A 15,826-nucleotide genomic window follows, 5' to 3' on the forward strand; every position below is an offset into this window, starting at 1 on the left:
GTAGTCAGGCGGGCTCCACCGCGGGGATATCGAGCGTGACGACGACCCATCCTGACCAGCGCGCGGCGCCGTCTGCCCCATGACGGGCCCCGACGACCGCGAGGGCCGGCTGGCCGCCGCGCTCAGGGCCAACCTCCGCCGCCGCAAGGCCCAGGCCCGGGGGCGGGAGGCGGTGCGTGCCGAGGACGCAAATCAGCCTCCCGGCCCGGCCGATGGACGCAGCGCCCCGGAAGAGGTTAGACCGGCCCTCCGCGAGGACCTCGCGCGCCGGAAGGACCCCTGATGCCGATCATGCCCGACCACTGGATCCGCCGCATGGCGACGGAGCACGGCATGATTTCGCCCTTCGTCGAGGCTCAGAAGCGCGAGGGGGTGATCTCCTACGGCCTCTCCTCCTACGGCTACGACGCGCGCTCGGCCGACGAGTTCAAGGTCTTCACCAACGTGGACAACGCGGTGGTGGACCCCAAGGCCTTCTCGGATACGGGCTTCGTCACCCGCAAGGGGCCGGTCTGCATCATCCCGCCCAATTCCTTCATCCTGACCCACACGATCGAGGTCTTCCGGATCCCGCGCGACGTGCTGGTGATCTGCCTGGGCAAGTCCACCTATGCCCGCTGCGGACTGATCGTGAACGTCACGCCGCTGGAGCCCGAATGGGAGGGCCAGGTGACGATCGAGATCAGCAACACGACGCCCCTGCCCGCCAAGGTCTACGCCAACGAGGGCATCTGCCAGTTCCTCTTCCTCAAGGGCGAAAGCGCGCCCGAGGTGAGCTATGCGGACCGGGCGGGCAAGTACATGGGCCAGCGGGGCGTCGCCCTGCCGAAGCTATAGGAATAGCCGATGGACCGTATCCGCATCCGGGGCGGGGTGCCGCTGAACGGCACCGTCCCCATCTCCGGCGCCAAGAACGCCGCCCTGCCCCTGATGGCCGCGGCCCTGCTCTCCGACGGGCCGCTGGTGCTGACCAATGCGCCCGACCTCGCCGATATCGAGACCATGCGCGCGCTGCTCACCCAGCACGGCCTCACGGTCGTCCATGACAAGGTGGCCCGGACCCTCACCCTGAGCGGCGCGGCCACCAGCCTCGAGGCGCCCTACGACATCGTGCGCAAGATGCGCGCCTCGGTGCTGGTGCTGGGCCCGCTGCTGGCCCGCTACGGCCAGGCCCGGGTCTCCCTGCCCGGCGGCTGCGCCATCGGCACCCGCCCGGTGGACCTGCACCTCAAGGGCCTGGAGCAGCTCGGCGCCGAGGTCGAGATCACCGCCGGCTACATCGAGGCCCGCGCGCCCCAGGGCAAGCTGCGCGGCGCCCGCATCATCTTCCCGCAGGTGAGCGTCGGCGCGACCGAGAACCTGCTGATGGCCGCCTGCCTCGCCGAAGGCGAGACCGAGCTGGTCAATGCCGCGCAGGAGCCCGAGATCAGCGACCTCGCCATGTGCCTCATGCGCATGGGCGCGCGGATCGAGGGCATCGGCACCGGCACGCTGCGGATCGAGGGCGGCGCCACCCTGCGCGCGGCGACGCACCCCATCGTGCCCGACCGCATCGAGGCCGGCACCTATGCCTGCGCGGCCGCCATCACCGGCGGTTCGCTGCACCTCGAGGGGGCGCGGCTTGAGCATCTGGGCGCCGTCGCCCGCGTGATGCGCGACAGCGGCGTGGACGTGGCCGAGACCAATACCGGCCTCACCGTCAGCCGGCTCAACGGGCTGCGCGGCGCCGACGTGATGACCGAGCCCTTCCCCGGCTTCGCGACCGACATGCAGGCCCAGTTCATGGCGCTGATGACCGTCGCGGAAGGGGCCTCGATGATCACCGAGACGATCTTCGAGAACCGCTTCATGCACGTGCCCGAGCTCATGCGCATGGGTGCCCGCATCAACTTCCACGGCACCAGCGCCATCGTGCGCGGCGTGCCGAAGCTTTCAGGTGCGCCCGTCATGGCGACGGACCTGCGCGCCTCGGTGAGCCTCATCCTCGCGGGCCTTGCCGCCGAGGGCGAGACGATCGTCAACCGTGTCTACCACCTCGACCGCGGCTACGAGCATGTCGAGCAGAAGCTCGCGGCGGTGGGAGCGCAGATCGAAAGGCTGGCCAACTGATGGACCTGCCCCTGCCATTAAGTGAGGCCGACGCGGCCACCAGCCTCGTCATGGCGCTGCCCAAGGGCCGCATCCTCTCCGAGCTGAAGCCTGTGCTGGCTCGCGTCGGCATCGTCCCCGCCGCGGATTTCGAGGATGAGGACAGCCGCCGCCTGCGCTTCGAGACGAACCACGCCGGGCTCGACGTCGTGCGCGTGCGGCCCTTCGACGTCGCGACCTTCGTCGCCCATGGCGCCGCGCATATCGGCGTCTGCGGCGCCGACGTGCTGATGGAATACGAGACCGACCAGATCTACGCGCCGCTCGACCTCGGCATCGGCCGCTGCCGCATCTCGGTCGCGGAGCAGGTGGCGACGGCGGGGCAGGACGATGCCTCGCGCTGGTCGCGCATTGCGGTGGCCACGAAGTATCCCAACATCGCCCGCCGCCACTTCTCCGCGCGCGGCATCCAGGCGGAGGTCGTGCACCTCAACGGCGCCATGGAGCTGGCCCCCTCGCTGGGCATCTCGCGCGTCATCGTGGACCTGGTGCAGACGGGCTCCACGCTGAAGGCCAATGGCCTCGTGGAGACGGAGGTGATCGCGGGCGTCACCTCGCGCCTCATCGTGAACCGCACGGCGCTGAAGACGCGGCCCGAGGAGATCGCGGGCTGGATCGCGCGCTTCCGCGCCGCCCTCGCCGCGGCCTGAGCATGGAAATCCTCTCCACGGCCCAGGCCGATTTCGAGCCGCGCTTCCAGGCGCTGCTGGACGATGCGCGCGAGACGACCGCGCGCGTGGACGGCGCCGTCTCGGCCATCATCGGCGAGGTCCGCGCCGAGGGCGACGCCGCGCTGCTGCGCCTGACCTCCCGCTTCGACGGCTGGGCGCCGGAGGGCGTCGCGGCACTCCGCGTCACGCCCCAGCAGATCGACGCCGCCGTCGCCTCCATCGAGCCTGGGCTGATGCAGGCGCTCGACACCGCCGCCACGCGCATCGAGGCCTTTCATCGCGCGCAGCTGCCTGCCGACATCGACCTTCCCGGCACGGACGGCGTGGCGCTCGGCATGCGCTGGAACGCGCTCGACGCCGTCGGCCTCTACGTGCCCGGCGGCAAGGCCGCCTACCCCTCCTCGGTGCTGATGAACGCGCTGCCGGCCCGCGTCGCGGGCGTGGAGCGCGTGGCCATGGTCGTCCCCACGCCCGGCGGGGCGCTGAACCCGCTGGTGCTCGCCGCGGCCAAGCGCGCGGGCGTGGCGGAGATCTGGCGCGTCGGCGGCGCACAGGCCGTGGCCGCGCTGGCCTGGGGGACGGAGAGCATCGCCCCGGTCGACCGCATCGTCGGCCCCGGCAATGCCTATGTGGCCGAGGCCAAGCGCCAGGTCTTCGGCCGCGTCGGCATCGACAGCATCGCCGGCCCTTCCGAGGTGCTGGTGCTGGCGGATGCGCGGAACGACCCCGCCCATGTGGCCATGGACCTGCTGGCCCAGGCCGAGCATGACGAGGCGGCGCAATCCATCCTCATCACCGACGACGCCGCCTTCGCGGAGGCGGTGATCCGTGAGGTCGAGAAGGCGCTCACCACCCTGCCCCGCCGCGCCATCGCCGGCGAGAGCTGGGCACGGCATGGCGCGGTGATCCTGGTGCGCGACTGGGACGAGGCCTGCGCCCTGGCCAACCGCCTGGCGCCCGAGCATCTGCAGATCATGCTGGACGACCCGCGGGCGGTCTTCGGCAAGATCCGGCACGCGGGCGCGGCCTTCCTCGGCCGACACACGCCCGAAGCGATCGGCGACTACGTGGCCGGGCCGAACCACGTGCTGCCCACCGGGCGCAGCAGCCGCTTCTCCTCGGGCCTGTCGGTCTTCGACTTCCTCAAGCGCACGACCTGGGTGCAGGCCGAGCCGCATGGGCTGCGCGCGATCGGGCCGGCCGCGGTGCTGCTGGCCGAGGCCGAGGGGCTGGGCGCGCATGGCGCCAGCGTCCAGATCCGCCTGGACGAGATGCAGCTCCGCCGCTGAGGGGCTCTACAGCAGCGGGCTGACCACCGCGACCGTGTTGTTCCAGAGCCGGCGCCAGGCCGGCCAGGCCGCGACCTCCTCGCGCGTCACCTCGCGGCTCGCGGCGATATAGGCCTCCTGCCGTGCACGCACCGCCGCCGTGGTCGCCGGGTCCTGCAGCAGGATGTTGTTCTCGTAGTTCAGGTCGAAGCTGCGCCGGTCCATGTTGGCCGAGCCGATGAGCGTCACCTCGCCGTCCAGGGTCAGCGTCTTGGCGTGCAGCAGGCCGAGCGGATATTCCAGCAGCCGCACGCCCGCCGCCAGCAGGTCGGCGTAATAGCTGCGGCTCGCCGCCGCGACCGCCCAGTTGTCGTTGCGCGCGGGCACCACCAGCGTGGTCGCGACGCCCCGGTGGCCGGCCGCGCAGAGCGCCGCCTGCAGCGGCCCGTTCGGCACGTAATAGGGCGTCGTCACCACCAGCTCCCGCCGGGCCGCGTAGATCAGCGTCTGGAAGATCTCGGGCATGGCGGAGTTGCGCTCGGTCGGGCCGCTGGCGATCACCTGCGCGGCGAAGCCCTCGCCCGAGCCTTCGCAGGCATCGCGCAGCAGGGCGCTGATGTCGTCCCCGCCCCAGCTCATCCAGTCGCTGGCGAAGAGGTGCTGGTTCTGCAGCGCGATCGGCCCCTCCAGGCGCATCATCGTGTCGACCCAGGGCGCGAAGCGCGGCTTCACGCGGAACTCCGGATCGGCGCAGTTCTGGCTGCCGCACCAGGTGATGCGGTTGTCGATGACGACGATCTTGCGGTGGTCCCGCAGGTCGATGCGGCCCTGCAGCGGACGCAACAGCGGGAAGCCCACGCGCAGCGCGCGGGCGAGGCGGACGCCGTCCCCCTCCATGGCCGCCCAGTGCGGGCTGCGCACCAGCGCGCGCGAGCCGATATCGTCCACCATCGCCCGGCAGGCCACGCCGCGACGGGCCGCGCGCCGCAGCGCCTCCACGACGCGCAGGCCGTTCCCGTCATCCAGCCAGATGTAGAAGAGGACGTGGACGTGGTCCGTCGCGGCGTCGATGTCGGCGACCAGCCCCACGATGGCGGCATTGGAATCCTCGGCCAGCCGCGCCGTGTTGCCGCCGACCGGGGGATAGCCGCTGATCGACCGGCCCGCGTGGAAAAGCTGCTCGTAGCGCGGGGGAACATCGGGCGCGGGATCGGAGACCGGCGGCGGCAGGGCTTCCAGCGCGAGCCGGACGCGGGCGGCGCGCCGGCGGCCGATGCTGGTCTCGCCCATCAGGAGATATCCGATCACCCCCACGACCGGCACGGCCAGCACCACGGCGACCCAGGAGATGCGCGAAGCGGGGTCCCGATGCGGCCGGAGCAGCACCCGGATGATGGTGGCGATCTGGGTGGCGATGACGGAAAGGGCGAGAAGCATTCCCTCAATCGTGGCCCGAAATGACCGCGCGGGCGAATTCAATTGCCGTTCCGCTGCGCTCAGGTCCACGATTTCCGCCGCGAATCGAGGAGATGGCCTTCTCGCGGCGCGTGAAACGGTGGCATTCCCGGGGCGTTAGCGACCCTGGAGCCGGGGAGTGAACGGCGCCATCCCAACCAACCGGAGCGACTCGATGCCCAGCAAGACGCCTGAGAAGAAGCCGACCGCGAAGTCGGCGGCCGCGGCAACCTCCACCAAAGCGGACGATAAGAAGGCCGCGCCGAGCAAGCCCAACGCCCTGCAGCAGCCGCTCACGCCTTCGGCCGAACTCGGCGCCGTCGTCGGAACGGCGAAGATCGCCCGCGGCGAAGTGGTCAGCAAGATGTGGGAGTACATCAAGGCCCACAACCTGCAGAACCCTGAGAACAAGCGGGAAATCCTGGCCGACGACAAGCTCAAGAAGGTCTTCGGCAAGGACAAGGTCACCATGTTCGAGATGAACAAGTACCTCTCCGCCCATCTGAAGTAGTCGAATGCCCCCGGCCGCGCGGCCGGGGGCAATCTGGCCCTGCGGCGCCTATCGGCGGGCGCAGCGCTCGACGATGGTGCCGCCCGCGGGCTCGGTCAGCACGGTGCGGGCATTGGCCAGCGGGAATTCCTGCCGCCAGTTGAGTTCCGGAATCTCGGCGACGAAGCTACGGGCGTTGCTCGCCGAAATGGCCTGAGCGGCCTGGATCACGCTCGCATCCCGGTTCGCCACGCCGTTCAGCAGCGGCATGGAGAGGCTCTGCCCGTCGACCACGAGCTGCAGGGTCTTGGGCCCGTCCAGCGAGCGGCCATGGGCTTCGACGGAGATCGACGCTCCCTGCTGGAACTCGGCATTCGAGCAGTTGAACGCGACATAGGACTGGTCGGGCGAGCGGATCATCGCTTGCAGCACGCCCTGGCCGTAGCCGGTGGCCCACTGATAGGACAGAGGCTGTTGCTGCTGCGCCAGCGCGCCGCCGGAAATGGCGCAGAGCGCGCCCAGTGCCAAAAGTGCCTTGCGGGCCATGGTTTTATCCCTTCGTTCGGATTCTGCTTCGTGACATTGAATGCAGAAGCCACCCGAAGGGTTGCCCGCCGCCCGACGGAGGGACCGCGCCCGGTACTTCCCCTGACGCGGCCCGACCGTGGTCGCGGCCGTCAGCTGCTCTGCGCCGCCGCCCGGAACTTGGCGGGCAGGAAGGGCACCGAGCGCAGCCGCACGCCGGTCGCGTCGAAGACCGCGTTCGACACCGCCGAAGGCACGATCGCGGCCGAGGGCTCGCCCGCGCCCCAAGGCACCTCAGCGGGGCGGTCGATGAGCTCGATCTCGATCCGGGGCACCTCCGGGAAGGCGATGACGCGATAGCTGCCCCAGTCAAGGCTGGTCACCGCGCCACGGTCGAAGGTGATTTCCTCGAACAGGGTGCGGCTGAGCGTGTGGATGATATTGCCCTCCACCTGCGACCGCACGCCGTCGGGATTGATGATCTGGCCGCAGTCATGCGCGCAGAAGAAGCGCGTGACGCGAATCTCCCCGCTGTTGCGGTTGACCGACACCTCAGCGACCCCGGCCACATAGGTGCGGACGAGCTCGTATTTGCAGTAGGTCACGCCCCGGCCGGTCACCCATTCGCCGGAGATGTCGCGCTGCGGGCTCGGGCGCTTCTGCCAGTTGGCCAGGCGCGCCACGCGCTCCAGCACCTCCCGCCCGCGCGCCTCGTCCGGTGGAAGCAGCCGCAACCGGTAGTCGATGGGGTCCACCTTCGCCTCGGCGGCGCATTCGTCGAGGAAGGCCTCGTTCGCGAAGGTGTTCTGCATGCGCCCGGGCGTGCGGATCCAGCTCGGCCGAAACGGCGTGGTCTCGAGCCGCCGGCAGGTCGTCTTCACCGCCGGCAGCGCATAGGGCAGCGCGAGGTTGTGGACGATGTTGCCCGGACTCAGCAGCGATTCCCGCGGTGCCCCGGCCAGCTCGGCTGCCGTGAGATCGACATTGCCGCCGGCGCCCTTCGGGATGAAGGCCTCGCTTTCCCAGCCGAGGATGCTTCCCGAGGCATCCAGCCCCGCGCGGAGATCCACCAGATGCGGCGGGCCCTTGGGGTCCCAGCCATGCTCGTCGGCCCGCATCCATTGCACGCGGACCGGCCGGCCCACGGCCTTGGCCAGCATCGCCGCATCGGCCGCCGCATCCTCGTGGCCGTTGCGCCCGTAGCAGCCGGCGCCCTCGACATAGATGCAGCGCACCGCCTCCGCCGGAATGGCGAGCATCAGGGCGAGCTGCTTGCGGAGATTGTGCGTCGCCTGGCTGGCCGACCATGTCGTCAGCCGGCCATCCTTGAACTCGGCCACCGCGCAGGAGGGGCCCATGGAGCCATGGGTGTGGATGGCGAAGTCGTAGGTCGCGGAAAGCCGCTTCGGCGCGCCGGCCAGACCCGCCGCCGCATCGCCGCGCTCCTGCGTCACCTGCGTCTGCGCGACCGGGGTGGCGCGGACATGCTCCCAGATCTTCGCCTGGTCCGGCAGGGCCTCCCAGGCGGACCAGCGCACCTTCAGCTCTCGCGCGGCCCGGACGGCCGACCATTCGTCCTCGGCGACCACACCGACGAAGGCGCCCTGGTGCACGACCCGCACGATGCCCGGGATATGGGCGATGCTGGCCTCGTCCACCGCCTCGGCCGTGGCGCCCATCTGCGGCGGCCGGATGGGGCGGCCATGCAGCATGCCCTCCCGCCGGACGTCATGCACATAGACCGGCCGGCCGAAGACCTTGTCCGGGATGTCCACGCGTGGCACGGCCTGGCCGACGACCCGCCTGGCCCCCGGCGCCTTGATGGGCGCGGCGGTGTCCACCTTCATCTCGAGCCCGCCGGCACGGACGAGCTCCCCGTAGGAGACGCGGCCGGAGGGGCCGATGACCACGCCTTCCTCCACCCGCAGGGCCGCGACGGGCGCGCCGAGCCGCCCGGCCGCCCGCGTCAGCAGCTCGCGCCGGGCCGTGGCCGAGGCGGCACGCAGCGCCACGCCGGCCACCTGGATGGAGAGCGAACCATAGGTCGGCCCCTGATCCGGCGTCAGCGCCGTATCGCCCTCGACGACGCCGACGCGCGCCAGCGGTACATCCAGCTCCTCGGCAGCGATCTGCATGAAGCCCGTGCGGATGCCGGTGCCGAGATCGACCTTGCCGACGAAGACCGTGACCTTGCCCTCCGGATCGATGGCCAGGAACGAGGCGACCTCGTCCGCCGCCACCGGCTTTTCCGTCCAGGCCGAGGCCGGGCGAGGCAGGCCCGCCGCGAAGCCGACGATCAGGGCCCCGCCGGCATTGAGCCAGGAGCGGCGGTCCATGTGGATGGCGTTCATCTGCCCGCCCCCCTCAGCCCTGCGCCGCGGCGCGCATCACGGCGGCCACGACGCGCGGATGGGTGCCGCATCGACAGATGTTGTTGGCCAGTTCCTCGCGCACCTGGTCCTCGGTGGGCCGCGGCGTGCGGACCAGCAGCGCCGCCGACTGCATGATCATGCCGTTGGCGCAGTAGCCGCACTGCACCGCCTGCTCGGCGATGAAGGCCTGCTGCAGCCGGTGCGGGCTCGCCGGCGTGCCCAGCCCCTCGAGCGTCACGATGGCCCTTCCCTCGACGGCGGAGACCGGGGTGACGCAGCTGCGCGCGGCCTCGCCGTCCAGATGCACCGTGCAGGCGCCGCATTGGCCGAGGCCGCAGCCGAAATGCGGCCCGCTCAGCCCCAGCTGGTTGCGCAGCGCGTAGAGCAGCGGCATGTCGGGGTCGTCGAAGGTGACGGTGGTGGCGCGACCATTGACGGTCATGGCCAGTGTCTGGCTCATCGTTTTCCTCCTGGCGCCGTTGGTTCGGCAGCGCGGTGAAGGCGATATTCAGCGCCGCACCGCCTGCCGAAGCAACAGAAACGCGCCTCAAACTTGACCTTATGGGGTGGAGAGCGCATTTCACGCCTGCCCGTGCCGGGGCCTGCCCGCGGCGCGATCCCGCGCGCCCGCGCAGTCTGCACCCTCGCAAGGATAAGAATGTCGAAAGAGGATATGATCGAGTTCAGCGGCCAGGTCGTTGAACTTCTGCCCAACGCCATGTTCCGCGTGAAGCTCGACAACGAGCACATGGTTCTGGCCCACACCTCGGGGAAGATGCGCAAGAACCGCATCCGCGTCCTCGCGGGCGACCGCGTGAACGTCGAGATGACGCCTTACGACCTGACCAAGGGTCGCATCACGTTCCGCTTCAAGTAAACGGGCCGCCTCAGGTGACCGCGAGCGGGGAACGCCCGCCCCTGGTCCTGGCCTCGGCGAGCCCGCGCCGGGTCGAACTTCTCGCCCGCATCGGCGTGACGCCCGATCGGGTGGCCCCCACCGACATCGACGAAACGCCCCGCCGCGACGAACTGCCCCGCCAGCTGGCCGCGCGCCTTGCCGCGTCCAAGGCCGAGGCCGCCGCGCAGGCGGACGGGCTGGTGCTCGCCGCCGACACCGTGGTGGGCGTGGGCCGTCGCATCCTCGGCAAGCCGGCGGACGAGGCCGAGGCCGCGCGCTTCCTCAACCTCCTCTCGGGACGGCGGCACCAGGTGCATACCGGCGTGGTGCTGCGGCGCCCCGACGGGCGCCTCGGCAAGCGGCTGGTGACCACCGTGCTGGCTTTCCAACGGCTGACCGACCAGCAGATCGCGGCCTATGTCGCGGGCGGCGAATGGCGCGGCAAGGCGGGCGGCTATGCCCTGCAAGGATCGGCCGAGATGTTCGTGCGCTTTCTTTCCGGCAGTCATTCCAACGTGGTGGGCCTTCCCCTCTTCGAGACGGCGCAGCTCCTCCGGGGCTGCGGCTGGCTGCGGCCGTGACCGGACATGATTGAGATCCGACTGGCCCGCTCGCCCGGAGAGCGGCGGGTGGCATTGCTCCGCGACGGCGAGCTGGAGGGCTATCGGCTCGAGCGGCCCTACCGGCCCGACGGCGTCGGCGACATCCTCCGCGGACGGATCGCCGCCGCCATGCCCGCGCTCGCCGGGGCCTTCGTGGCCCTGCCCGACGGCGAGACGGGCTTCCTCCCCGAGGGCGACGTCGAGGGGCGCCGGCTGCCGCCCGAGGGCACCTACCTCACCCTGCGGGTCACACGCGCCGCCCAGGGCGGCAAGGGCAAGCGCCTGACGGCGCGCATCCCCCAGACGCCCGGCGAGGGCGTGCTCGAGCGCGGACCGGATGCCGCGCTGCGCTGGGCCCTGGCGCATCCCCAGGCCATCGTCCTCGCCGACGACGCGGCCGAGGTCGCGCGCCTGCGCCGCGCCCTGGCCGGCTCCTCCCGCATCCGCCAGGCCGCCGCCTTCGACGAGGCGCTGGAGGACGAGACCGCCCGCCTGCACGACGCGTCCTGGTCGTTGCCGGGCGGTGGGTGCCTGATCTTCTCCCCCCTTCCCGCCCTGACCGCCGTCGACGTCGATTCGGGCGGCGCCGACCTGCGCGAGACGAATCGGATCGCCATCGCGGAATTCGCCCGGCAGCTCCGGCTGCGGGACCTGGCGGGGCCGATCCTGCTCGACCTCGCCGGGCTTTCGGTGAAGCAGCGCACGGCCCTGGAGCCGGAGCTGCGCGCCGCGCTGGCCCATGACGGGCCAACGCAGCTGCTGGGAATCGGCCCGCTCGGGCTTTTCGAGCTCCGGCGGGCGCGCATCCATCCGCCCCTGCACGAGGTGCTGGCCGATCGCTCGCTGACGGCGGGCCTCGCTCTGCTGCGCCGGGCGGCCCGGGAATCGGCCGTGGCGCCGTCGCGCCGCCTCGCGCTGCATGCGCCCGCCGCGGTGATCGCCGCGCTCGAATCGATGCCGGAGGCGCTGGCGGAATTCGCGGAAGGCGCGGGCCGCCCGATCGAGCTGCGCGTCGCCGGCCAGGAGGACGTCACCGATGCGTGAGGCCCGCTGCCCGATCTGCCGCAAGCCGGCGGCCAAGCGCGAGGCCGGCCAGAAGTCGGCCTTTCCCTTCTGCTCGGAGCGGTGCCGGCAGGTGGATCTGGGCCGCTGGCTGACCGAGAGCTACGCCGTTCCGGCCGTCGATCCGGAAGATCAGCAAGAAGAGCCCTAGGGGTGGCTGGACACCCCTTCGCCACTCCGTTATCACCCGCCCACCCAACGGCGCCCAGGTAGCTCAGTTGGTAGAGCATGCGACTGAAAATCGCAGTGTCGGCGGTTCGATTCCGTCCCTGGGCACCATTCCTCAAATTTCATTGACTGATCAGCCGTCGCGCTCGTTGCGCCGCGCACAACGTCGTTGCGGATGCTGATCCGGACGTCCGAAGAAATCCGGCACCTTCTCCCCTCGTCGTACTAGGCTGGCGGTCGGCCCCGGCCCTCCCGCAACCTCTGCGGCCTTGCGCCGTTGGCCCGAGGCAAATGGAGAATGCCATGTCCGACCGTTTCCTCGACGACCGCCGCACCGGCCTGGAAGAGGCTTTCTTCGCCCGGCAGAACGAAGAGCTCCGCCGCCGCCTCGTGGAGGCCGGCGCGAAGAACGACCGCCGCCATGACCTCGCCGAGGCCTCCCATATCCAGGACACCGCGCTTCTGGACCGGCTGCTGGAGCTCGGCCTCGGCGCCGAGACCCTGTCCGCGCTTACCCTCGTGCCGCTGGTCCTGGTCGCCTGGGCCGACGGCGACCTCTCCGACCTCGATCGCAAGGCGGTGATGGATGCCGCGGCGCTCGAGGGCATCCATCACCGCAGCCCCGGATACGCGCTTCTCCAGGGCTGGCTGCGCACCAGGCCCGGCCCTAACCTCACGGCGGCGTGGAAGGACTATGTAAGCGCCCTGGCCAAGCCGCTCGACCTCAGCGCGCGGCGCGAGCTCGAGCACCACGTCATGGACCAGGCCCGCAAGGTCGCCGACGCGTCGGGCGGCCTCCTCGGCCTCACCTCCCGGATCTCCGCCGCCCAGTTCGCCCTGATCTCGGAGCTCAGCACCGCCTTCCACCCCTAGCGCCGGGAGGCGGCGATGCGGGCGGCGCGATTGCGGCACGGGGCCATGCCGGAAAATATGCCGGCATGATCCGACCGACCCGACGCGCCCTTCTCGCCACGCCGCTCGCTGCCCCGGCCCTGGCGCAATCCGGCTTTCCGAACCGACCGATCCGCTTGATCATCCCCTGGCTGCCCGGCGGCGTCGCGGATCACCTGCGCCTGCTGGCCGATCTGGCGGGCCAGAACCTCGGCCAGACGGTCGTCCCCGAGAACCGGCCGGGTGTCAGCGGCACGCTCGGCCCGGCCCTGATCGCCCAGGAGCCGCGCGGCGACGGGCATCTGATCGGGCAGATCCCCATCACCGCCTTCCGCATCCCCGCGATGCTGCGCCGCCCGCCCTTCGATCCGATGGCGGACTTCACCTGGGTCATCCATCTCTCCGGCTATTGCTTCGGCGTGGTGGTGCGCCAGGACAGCCCCTTCACGACCTGGGAGGAGCTGCTGGCCCATGCCAAGGCCAATCCGGGCCGCATCAGCTACGCCTCGCCCGGCTCGGGATCGAGCGCGCATATCGCCATGGAGCGCATCGCCGAGGAGAACGGCGCCCCCTTCCTGCACGTGCCCTATCGCGGCGGCTCGGACACGGCGCAGGCGCTGCTCAGCGGCGCGGTGGACTGCACCGCCGACAGCACGAGCTGGGTGCCCCTGGTGCGGGACGGCACCTTCCGCCTGCTCGTCACCTGGGGGGCGGGGCGCGCGCGGTCCTTCCCCGAGGTGCCGACGCTGCGCGAGACCGGCATCGACCTCGTCTCCGACAGCCCCTTCGGCCTGGCGGCGCCGAAGAACACCGATCCGGGCGTGGTCCGCGCCCTGCACGACGCGCTCCGTCCCGCGCTCTTCGACCCGCGGCACGTCGAGATGCTCGACCGTTTCGACATGCCGATGCGCTACATGGGGCCGGAGGAATACACCGCCTTCGCGCGGCGCCTGAACGAGGAGGAAGGTGCAGCCGTGCGCCGGCTGGGCCTGCGGATGGACTGAGCAGCGGCGCCTCAGGCGTCGATCGAGATGCGTTCGGCCAGGAAGTCCAGAAAGGCGCGGACCCGCGCGGGCAGCGGCCCGCCCTGCCCCAGATAGACCGCGTGGATATCCTCGCGGTCGCCGGGATTGAGCTCCTCCAGCACCGGCACCAGCCGCCCGGCCGCGATGTCCTCCACGAGATGGAACCGGCCGAGCCGGGCGAGGCCGACCCCGCCGATCGCCAGTTCCCGCGCCACCTCACCGTCGCTGGCGCGCGCGACCGTCCGCGGGGAGGCCATCACCGTTCCCTCGCCGTCGCGGAACGGCCAGCCGCTTCGCATCCGGCGGAAGGTCCAGCCGATGCCCCTGTGCCGCGCCAGCTCCGCCAGGCTTCCGGGCGTCCCATGGCGCGCAAGATAGGCGGGGGAGGCCACGACCACGACGCGGCTCGTGCCAAGCTTGCGGGCCATCAGGCCGGAATCGCGCAGGGGCCCCACGCGGATGGCGATGTCCGCGCGCTCATGCATCAGGTCGATCACCGGATCCGACAGCATGAGGTCGAGCGTCATCTCCGGGTAGAGCGCCAGGAATTCCGGGACGAGCGGCAGCAGGTAGCGCCGCCCGACGACGACATTGCTGTTCACCCGCAGATGCCCGCGCGGCGCGGCGCCGGCGGCGGCCTCGCGCTCCGCCTCGTCGAGCTCGGCCAGGATGCGCAGGGCGCGGTCGTAGAAGGCCTGGCCCTCGGGGGTGAGCTGGAGCTGCCGGGTGGAACGGTTGAGCAGCCGCGCGGAAAGCCGGGCCTCCAGCCGCGAGACCAGCTTGCTGACGCCGGAGGGCGTCAGGCGGAATTCGTGGGCGGCGGCGGTGAAGCCTCCGAGCTCCACCACACGGGCGAAGACCTCCATCTCCGCGGCGCGGTTGGTGTCGAGGCGCGGCATGATGAATTCATCTCACATATTATTGTAATTCACGAAGACTAATTCGGCCTGCTGCGGCGCACCATCCTGGATGGCAAATCTTCCTCTGGAGCCCCGGGCCATGCCCATCGCCGTCCTTGCCCTCACCGCCGGTGCCTTCGGCATCGGCACCACCGAATTCATCATCATGGGCCTGCTGGTCCAGGTTGCCGAAGAGATGCACGTCGCGATCTCCACGGCCGGCCTGCTCATCTCGGGCTACGCGCTCGGCGTCTTCATCGGCGCGCCCGTGCTGACGCTCGCCACGCGCCGCATGCCGCGGAAGTTCGTGCTGCTGGCGCTGATGGGCATCTTCACCCTCGGCAATATCGCCTGCGCCATGGCGCCCGACTACGCGACACTGATGGCGGCGCGCGTGCTGACCTCGCTGGCGCATGGCACCTTCTTCGGCGTCGGCTCCGTGGTGGCCACGAGCCTCGTCCCCGAGGACCGGCGCGCCTCGGCCATCGCGACCATGTTCGCGGGCCTGACGGTGGCGACCCTGCTCGGCGTGCCCTTCGGCGCCTGGCTGGGGCTGGCCTATGGCTGGCGCGCGACCTTCTGGGCCGTGGCCCTGATCGGCGTCGCGGCGATGGCGATCCTCGCGGTCTTCGTGCCGGCCCATGTCGGCCGCGACGAGGCGGCGACGCCGATCGGCCAGGAGCTGCGGGCCATCGCGCAGCCGCAGGTCCTGCTGGGCTTCGCCATGACGGTGCTGGGCTTCGCCGGCGTCTTCACGGTCTTCACCTATATCCAGCCGATCCTGACGCGCGTCACCGGCTTCTCCGACGCGGCCGTCTCGCCGATCCTGCTGGTCTTCGGGGCGGGCCTGGCCGTGGGCAATATCTGGGGCGGCCGACTGGCCGACCGGGGGCTGGCGCGGGCCCTGCTGGGCACGCTGGCCGGGCTCGCCCTCGTGCTGCTGCTGCTGACGCCGGCGCTGTGGTCGCCCGTCGCCGTGGTGGTCATGCTGGGCGCACTGGGCATCGCGGCCTTCGCGACGGTCGCGCCGCTGCAGCTCCGCGTGCTGGAAAAGGCCGGTCCGGCCGGGCGCAACCTGGCCTCCAGCCTCAACATCGCCGCCTTCAACCTGGGCAATGCCCTGGGCGCCTGGGCGGGCGGCGTGACGATCGACCACGGGCCCGGCCTTGAGGCCCTGCCCATCGTCGCCGCCGCGCTGACCGTCGCGGGGCTGGCGGTCGCGCTGATCAGCCTGCGGATGGACCGCGTGGGTTCGACCGCGGCGCTGCGCCCCGCGGCCTAGAGCATCACCCGATCAGGTGGAATCATCTGGCCGGGCAAAGATGCTCGAAAAAACAAAATGCTCTAGCCAT

18 protein-coding genes and 1 tRNA gene are annotated in these 15,826 nt (G+C 71.0%); 14 read left to right on the top strand and 5 right to left on the bottom strand.

Annotation, left to right across the window (positions count from 1 at the left end; all coding sequences use genetic code 11):
* The first annotated feature begins 79 nt into the window (after positions 1–79).
* Genes KHU32_RS18515 through hisD form a run of 5 tightly spaced genes read left to right on the top strand, consistent with a single transcriptional unit; the run spans position 80 to position 4,108 of the window.
* Entirely contained in the window at positions 80–283 is a 204-nt protein-coding gene (locus KHU32_RS18515) for a hypothetical protein (RefSeq protein WP_213671656.1), read from the top strand.
* Positions 283–837, top strand: a complete 555-nt coding sequence (dcd, locus tag KHU32_RS18520) for a dCTP deaminase (protein WP_213671657.1) — start codon at positions 283–285, stop codon at positions 835–837. The genes KHU32_RS18515 and dcd overlap by 1 nt, the downstream gene beginning before the upstream one ends.
* A gap of 9 nt (positions 838–846) precedes the next feature.
* Positions 847–2,109 carry a UDP-N-acetylglucosamine 1-carboxyvinyltransferase gene (gene murA, locus KHU32_RS18525; protein ID WP_213671658.1) on the top strand — a complete coding sequence of 421 codons (1,263 nt, stop codon included), beginning with the start codon at positions 847–849 and terminating at the stop codon, positions 2,107–2,109.
* Complete coding sequence (gene hisG, locus KHU32_RS18530; RefSeq protein ID WP_213671659.1) at positions 2,109–2,798, top strand: ATP phosphoribosyltransferase; 690 nt, start codon at positions 2,109–2,111, stop codon at positions 2,796–2,798. Before murA ends, hisG begins: the two co-directional genes overlap by 1 nt.
* A 2-nt stretch (positions 2,799–2,800) precedes the next feature.
* On the top strand, positions 2,801–4,108 hold the full coding sequence (gene hisD / locus KHU32_RS18535) for a histidinol dehydrogenase (RefSeq protein ID WP_213671660.1): 1,308 nt from the start codon (positions 2,801–2,803) through the stop codon (positions 4,106–4,108).
* Positions 4,109–4,114: 6 nt separating this feature from the next.
* On the opposite strand, the gene cls is transcribed toward hisD, so the two are convergent.
* The gene (cls, locus tag KHU32_RS18540; RefSeq protein WP_213671661.1) at positions 4,115–5,524 is read right to left on the bottom strand and encodes a cardiolipin synthase; all 1,410 of its coding nucleotides are present in this window, start codon (positions 5,522–5,524) and stop codon (positions 4,115–4,117) included.
* Positions 5,525–5,717: 193 nt separating this feature from the next.
* Here cls and KHU32_RS18545 point away from each other — a divergent pair, with 193 nt between their 5' ends.
* Complete coding sequence (locus KHU32_RS18545; protein ID WP_213671662.1) at positions 5,718–6,053, top strand: SWIB/MDM2 domain-containing protein; 336 nt, start codon at positions 5,718–5,720, stop codon at positions 6,051–6,053.
* Positions 6,054–6,101: 48 nt separating this feature from the next.
* Here KHU32_RS18545 and KHU32_RS18550 read toward each other — a convergent pair whose 3' ends face one another.
* The 3 genes from KHU32_RS18550 to KHU32_RS18560 form a co-directional block, all read right to left on the bottom strand.
* On the bottom strand, positions 6,102–6,578 hold the full coding sequence (locus KHU32_RS18550) for a hypothetical protein (protein ID WP_213671663.1): 477 nt from the start codon (positions 6,576–6,578) through the stop codon (positions 6,102–6,104).
* Between the two features lie 131 nt (positions 6,579–6,709).
* On the bottom strand, positions 6,710–8,908 hold the full coding sequence (locus tag KHU32_RS18555) for a xanthine dehydrogenase family protein molybdopterin-binding subunit (protein ID WP_213671664.1): 2,199 nt from the start codon (positions 8,906–8,908) through the stop codon (positions 6,710–6,712).
* A 13-nt stretch (positions 8,909–8,921) separates the two neighbouring features.
* Positions 8,922–9,389 carry a (2Fe-2S)-binding protein gene (locus KHU32_RS18560; protein WP_213671665.1) on the bottom strand — a complete coding sequence of 156 codons (468 nt, stop codon included), beginning with the start codon at positions 9,387–9,389 and terminating at the stop codon, positions 8,922–8,924.
* A gap of 198 nt (positions 9,390–9,587) precedes the next feature.
* On the opposite strand from KHU32_RS18560, the gene infA reads away from it, so the two are divergent.
* The 7 genes from infA (at position 9,588) to KHU32_RS18595 (ending at position 13,554) form a co-directional block, all read left to right on the top strand.
* Positions 9,588–9,806: a translation initiation factor IF-1 gene (gene infA, locus KHU32_RS18565; RefSeq protein ID WP_007003972.1), complete on the top strand. Its 219-nt coding sequence runs from the start codon at positions 9,588–9,590 to the stop codon at positions 9,804–9,806.
* 14 nt (positions 9,807–9,820) lie between these two features.
* Entirely contained in the window at positions 9,821–10,408 is a 588-nt protein-coding gene (locus tag KHU32_RS18570) for a Maf family protein (RefSeq protein WP_213671666.1), read from the top strand.
* 48 nt (positions 10,409–10,456) lie between these two features.
* Positions 10,457–11,473, top strand: coding sequence for a ribonuclease E/G (locus KHU32_RS18575; RefSeq protein WP_213671667.1), 1,017 nt, complete (start codon positions 10,457–10,459; stop codon positions 11,471–11,473).
* Positions 11,466–11,642 (top strand): DNA gyrase inhibitor YacG, encoded by a 177-nt coding sequence (locus KHU32_RS18580; RefSeq protein ID WP_213671668.1) that lies wholly within the window; start codon positions 11,466–11,468, stop codon positions 11,640–11,642. The genes KHU32_RS18575 and KHU32_RS18580 overlap by 8 nt, the downstream gene beginning before the upstream one ends.
* 52 nt (positions 11,643–11,694) lie before the next feature.
* A tRNA-Phe gene (locus KHU32_RS18585) sits at positions 11,695–11,770 on the top strand.
* 192 nt (positions 11,771–11,962) lie between these two features.
* Positions 11,963–12,532, top strand: a complete 570-nt coding sequence (locus KHU32_RS18590) for a hypothetical protein (protein WP_213671669.1) — start codon at positions 11,963–11,965, stop codon at positions 12,530–12,532.
* A 65-nt stretch (positions 12,533–12,597) separates the two neighbouring features.
* A complete protein-coding gene (locus tag KHU32_RS18595) occupies positions 12,598–13,554 on the top strand; it encodes a tripartite tricarboxylate transporter substrate binding protein (RefSeq protein WP_213671670.1) in 957 nt (318 codons plus the stop codon).
* A gap of 11 nt (positions 13,555–13,565) precedes the next feature.
* On the opposite strand, the gene KHU32_RS18600 is transcribed toward KHU32_RS18595, so the two are convergent.
* Positions 13,566–14,474, bottom strand: coding sequence for a LysR family transcriptional regulator (locus KHU32_RS18600; RefSeq protein ID WP_213671671.1), 909 nt, complete (start codon positions 14,472–14,474; stop codon positions 13,566–13,568).
* A 100-nt stretch (positions 14,475–14,574) separates the two neighbouring features.
* Here KHU32_RS18600 and KHU32_RS18605 point away from each other — a divergent pair, with 100 nt between their 5' ends.
* A complete protein-coding gene (locus KHU32_RS18605; protein WP_213671672.1) occupies positions 14,575–15,756 on the top strand; it encodes an MFS transporter in 1,182 nt (393 codons plus the stop codon).
* Positions 15,757–15,826 lie beyond the last annotated feature (70 nt).

Origin of the sequence: Roseococcus pinisoli, from assembly GCF_018413645.1 — a bacterium.
GTDB lineage: Bacteria > Pseudomonadota > Alphaproteobacteria > Acetobacterales > Acetobacteraceae > Roseococcus > Roseococcus pinisoli.

What these genes read in the sequence shown, in the direction of transcription:
- KHU32_RS18515 (WP_213671656.1), top strand. Translation starts at nt 80, where the DNA reads ATGACGGGCCCCGACGACCGCGAGGGCCGGCTGGCCGCCGCGCTCAGG.
- dcd (WP_213671657.1), top strand. Translation starts at nt 283, where the DNA reads ATGCCGATCATGCCCGACCACTGGATCCGCCGCATGGCGACGGAGCAC.
- murA (WP_213671658.1), top strand. Translation starts at nt 847, where the DNA reads ATGGACCGTATCCGCATCCGGGGCGGGGTGCCGCTGAACGGCACCGTC.
- hisG (WP_213671659.1), top strand. Translation starts at nt 2,109, where the DNA reads ATGGACCTGCCCCTGCCATTAAGTGAGGCCGACGCGGCCACCAGCCTC.
- hisD (WP_213671660.1), top strand. Translation starts at nt 2,801, where the DNA reads ATGGAAATCCTCTCCACGGCCCAGGCCGATTTCGAGCCGCGCTTCCAG.
- cls (WP_213671661.1), bottom strand. Translation starts at nt 5,524, where the DNA reads ATGCTTCTCGCCCTTTCCGTCATCGCCACCCAGATCGCCACCATCATC.
- KHU32_RS18545 (WP_213671662.1), top strand. Translation starts at nt 5,718, where the DNA reads ATGCCCAGCAAGACGCCTGAGAAGAAGCCGACCGCGAAGTCGGCGGCC.
- KHU32_RS18550 (WP_213671663.1), bottom strand. Translation starts at nt 6,578, where the DNA reads ATGGCCCGCAAGGCACTTTTGGCACTGGGCGCGCTCTGCGCCATTTCC.
- KHU32_RS18555 (WP_213671664.1), bottom strand. Translation starts at nt 8,908, where the DNA reads ATGAACGCCATCCACATGGACCGCCGCTCCTGGCTCAATGCCGGCGGG.
- KHU32_RS18560 (WP_213671665.1), bottom strand. Translation starts at nt 9,389, where the DNA reads ATGAGCCAGACACTGGCCATGACCGTCAATGGTCGCGCCACCACCGTC.
- infA (WP_007003972.1), top strand. Translation starts at nt 9,588, where the DNA reads ATGTCGAAAGAGGATATGATCGAGTTCAGCGGCCAGGTCGTTGAACTT.
- KHU32_RS18580 (WP_213671668.1), top strand. Translation starts at nt 11,466, where the DNA reads ATGCGTGAGGCCCGCTGCCCGATCTGCCGCAAGCCGGCGGCCAAGCGC.
- KHU32_RS18590 (WP_213671669.1), top strand. Translation starts at nt 11,963, where the DNA reads ATGTCCGACCGTTTCCTCGACGACCGCCGCACCGGCCTGGAAGAGGCT.
- KHU32_RS18595 (WP_213671670.1), top strand. Translation starts at nt 12,598, where the DNA reads ATGATCCGACCGACCCGACGCGCCCTTCTCGCCACGCCGCTCGCTGCC.
- KHU32_RS18600 (WP_213671671.1), bottom strand. Translation starts at nt 14,474, where the DNA reads ATGCCGCGCCTCGACACCAACCGCGCCGCGGAGATGGAGGTCTTCGCC.
- KHU32_RS18605 (WP_213671672.1), top strand. Translation starts at nt 14,575, where the DNA reads ATGCCCATCGCCGTCCTTGCCCTCACCGCCGGTGCCTTCGGCATCGGC.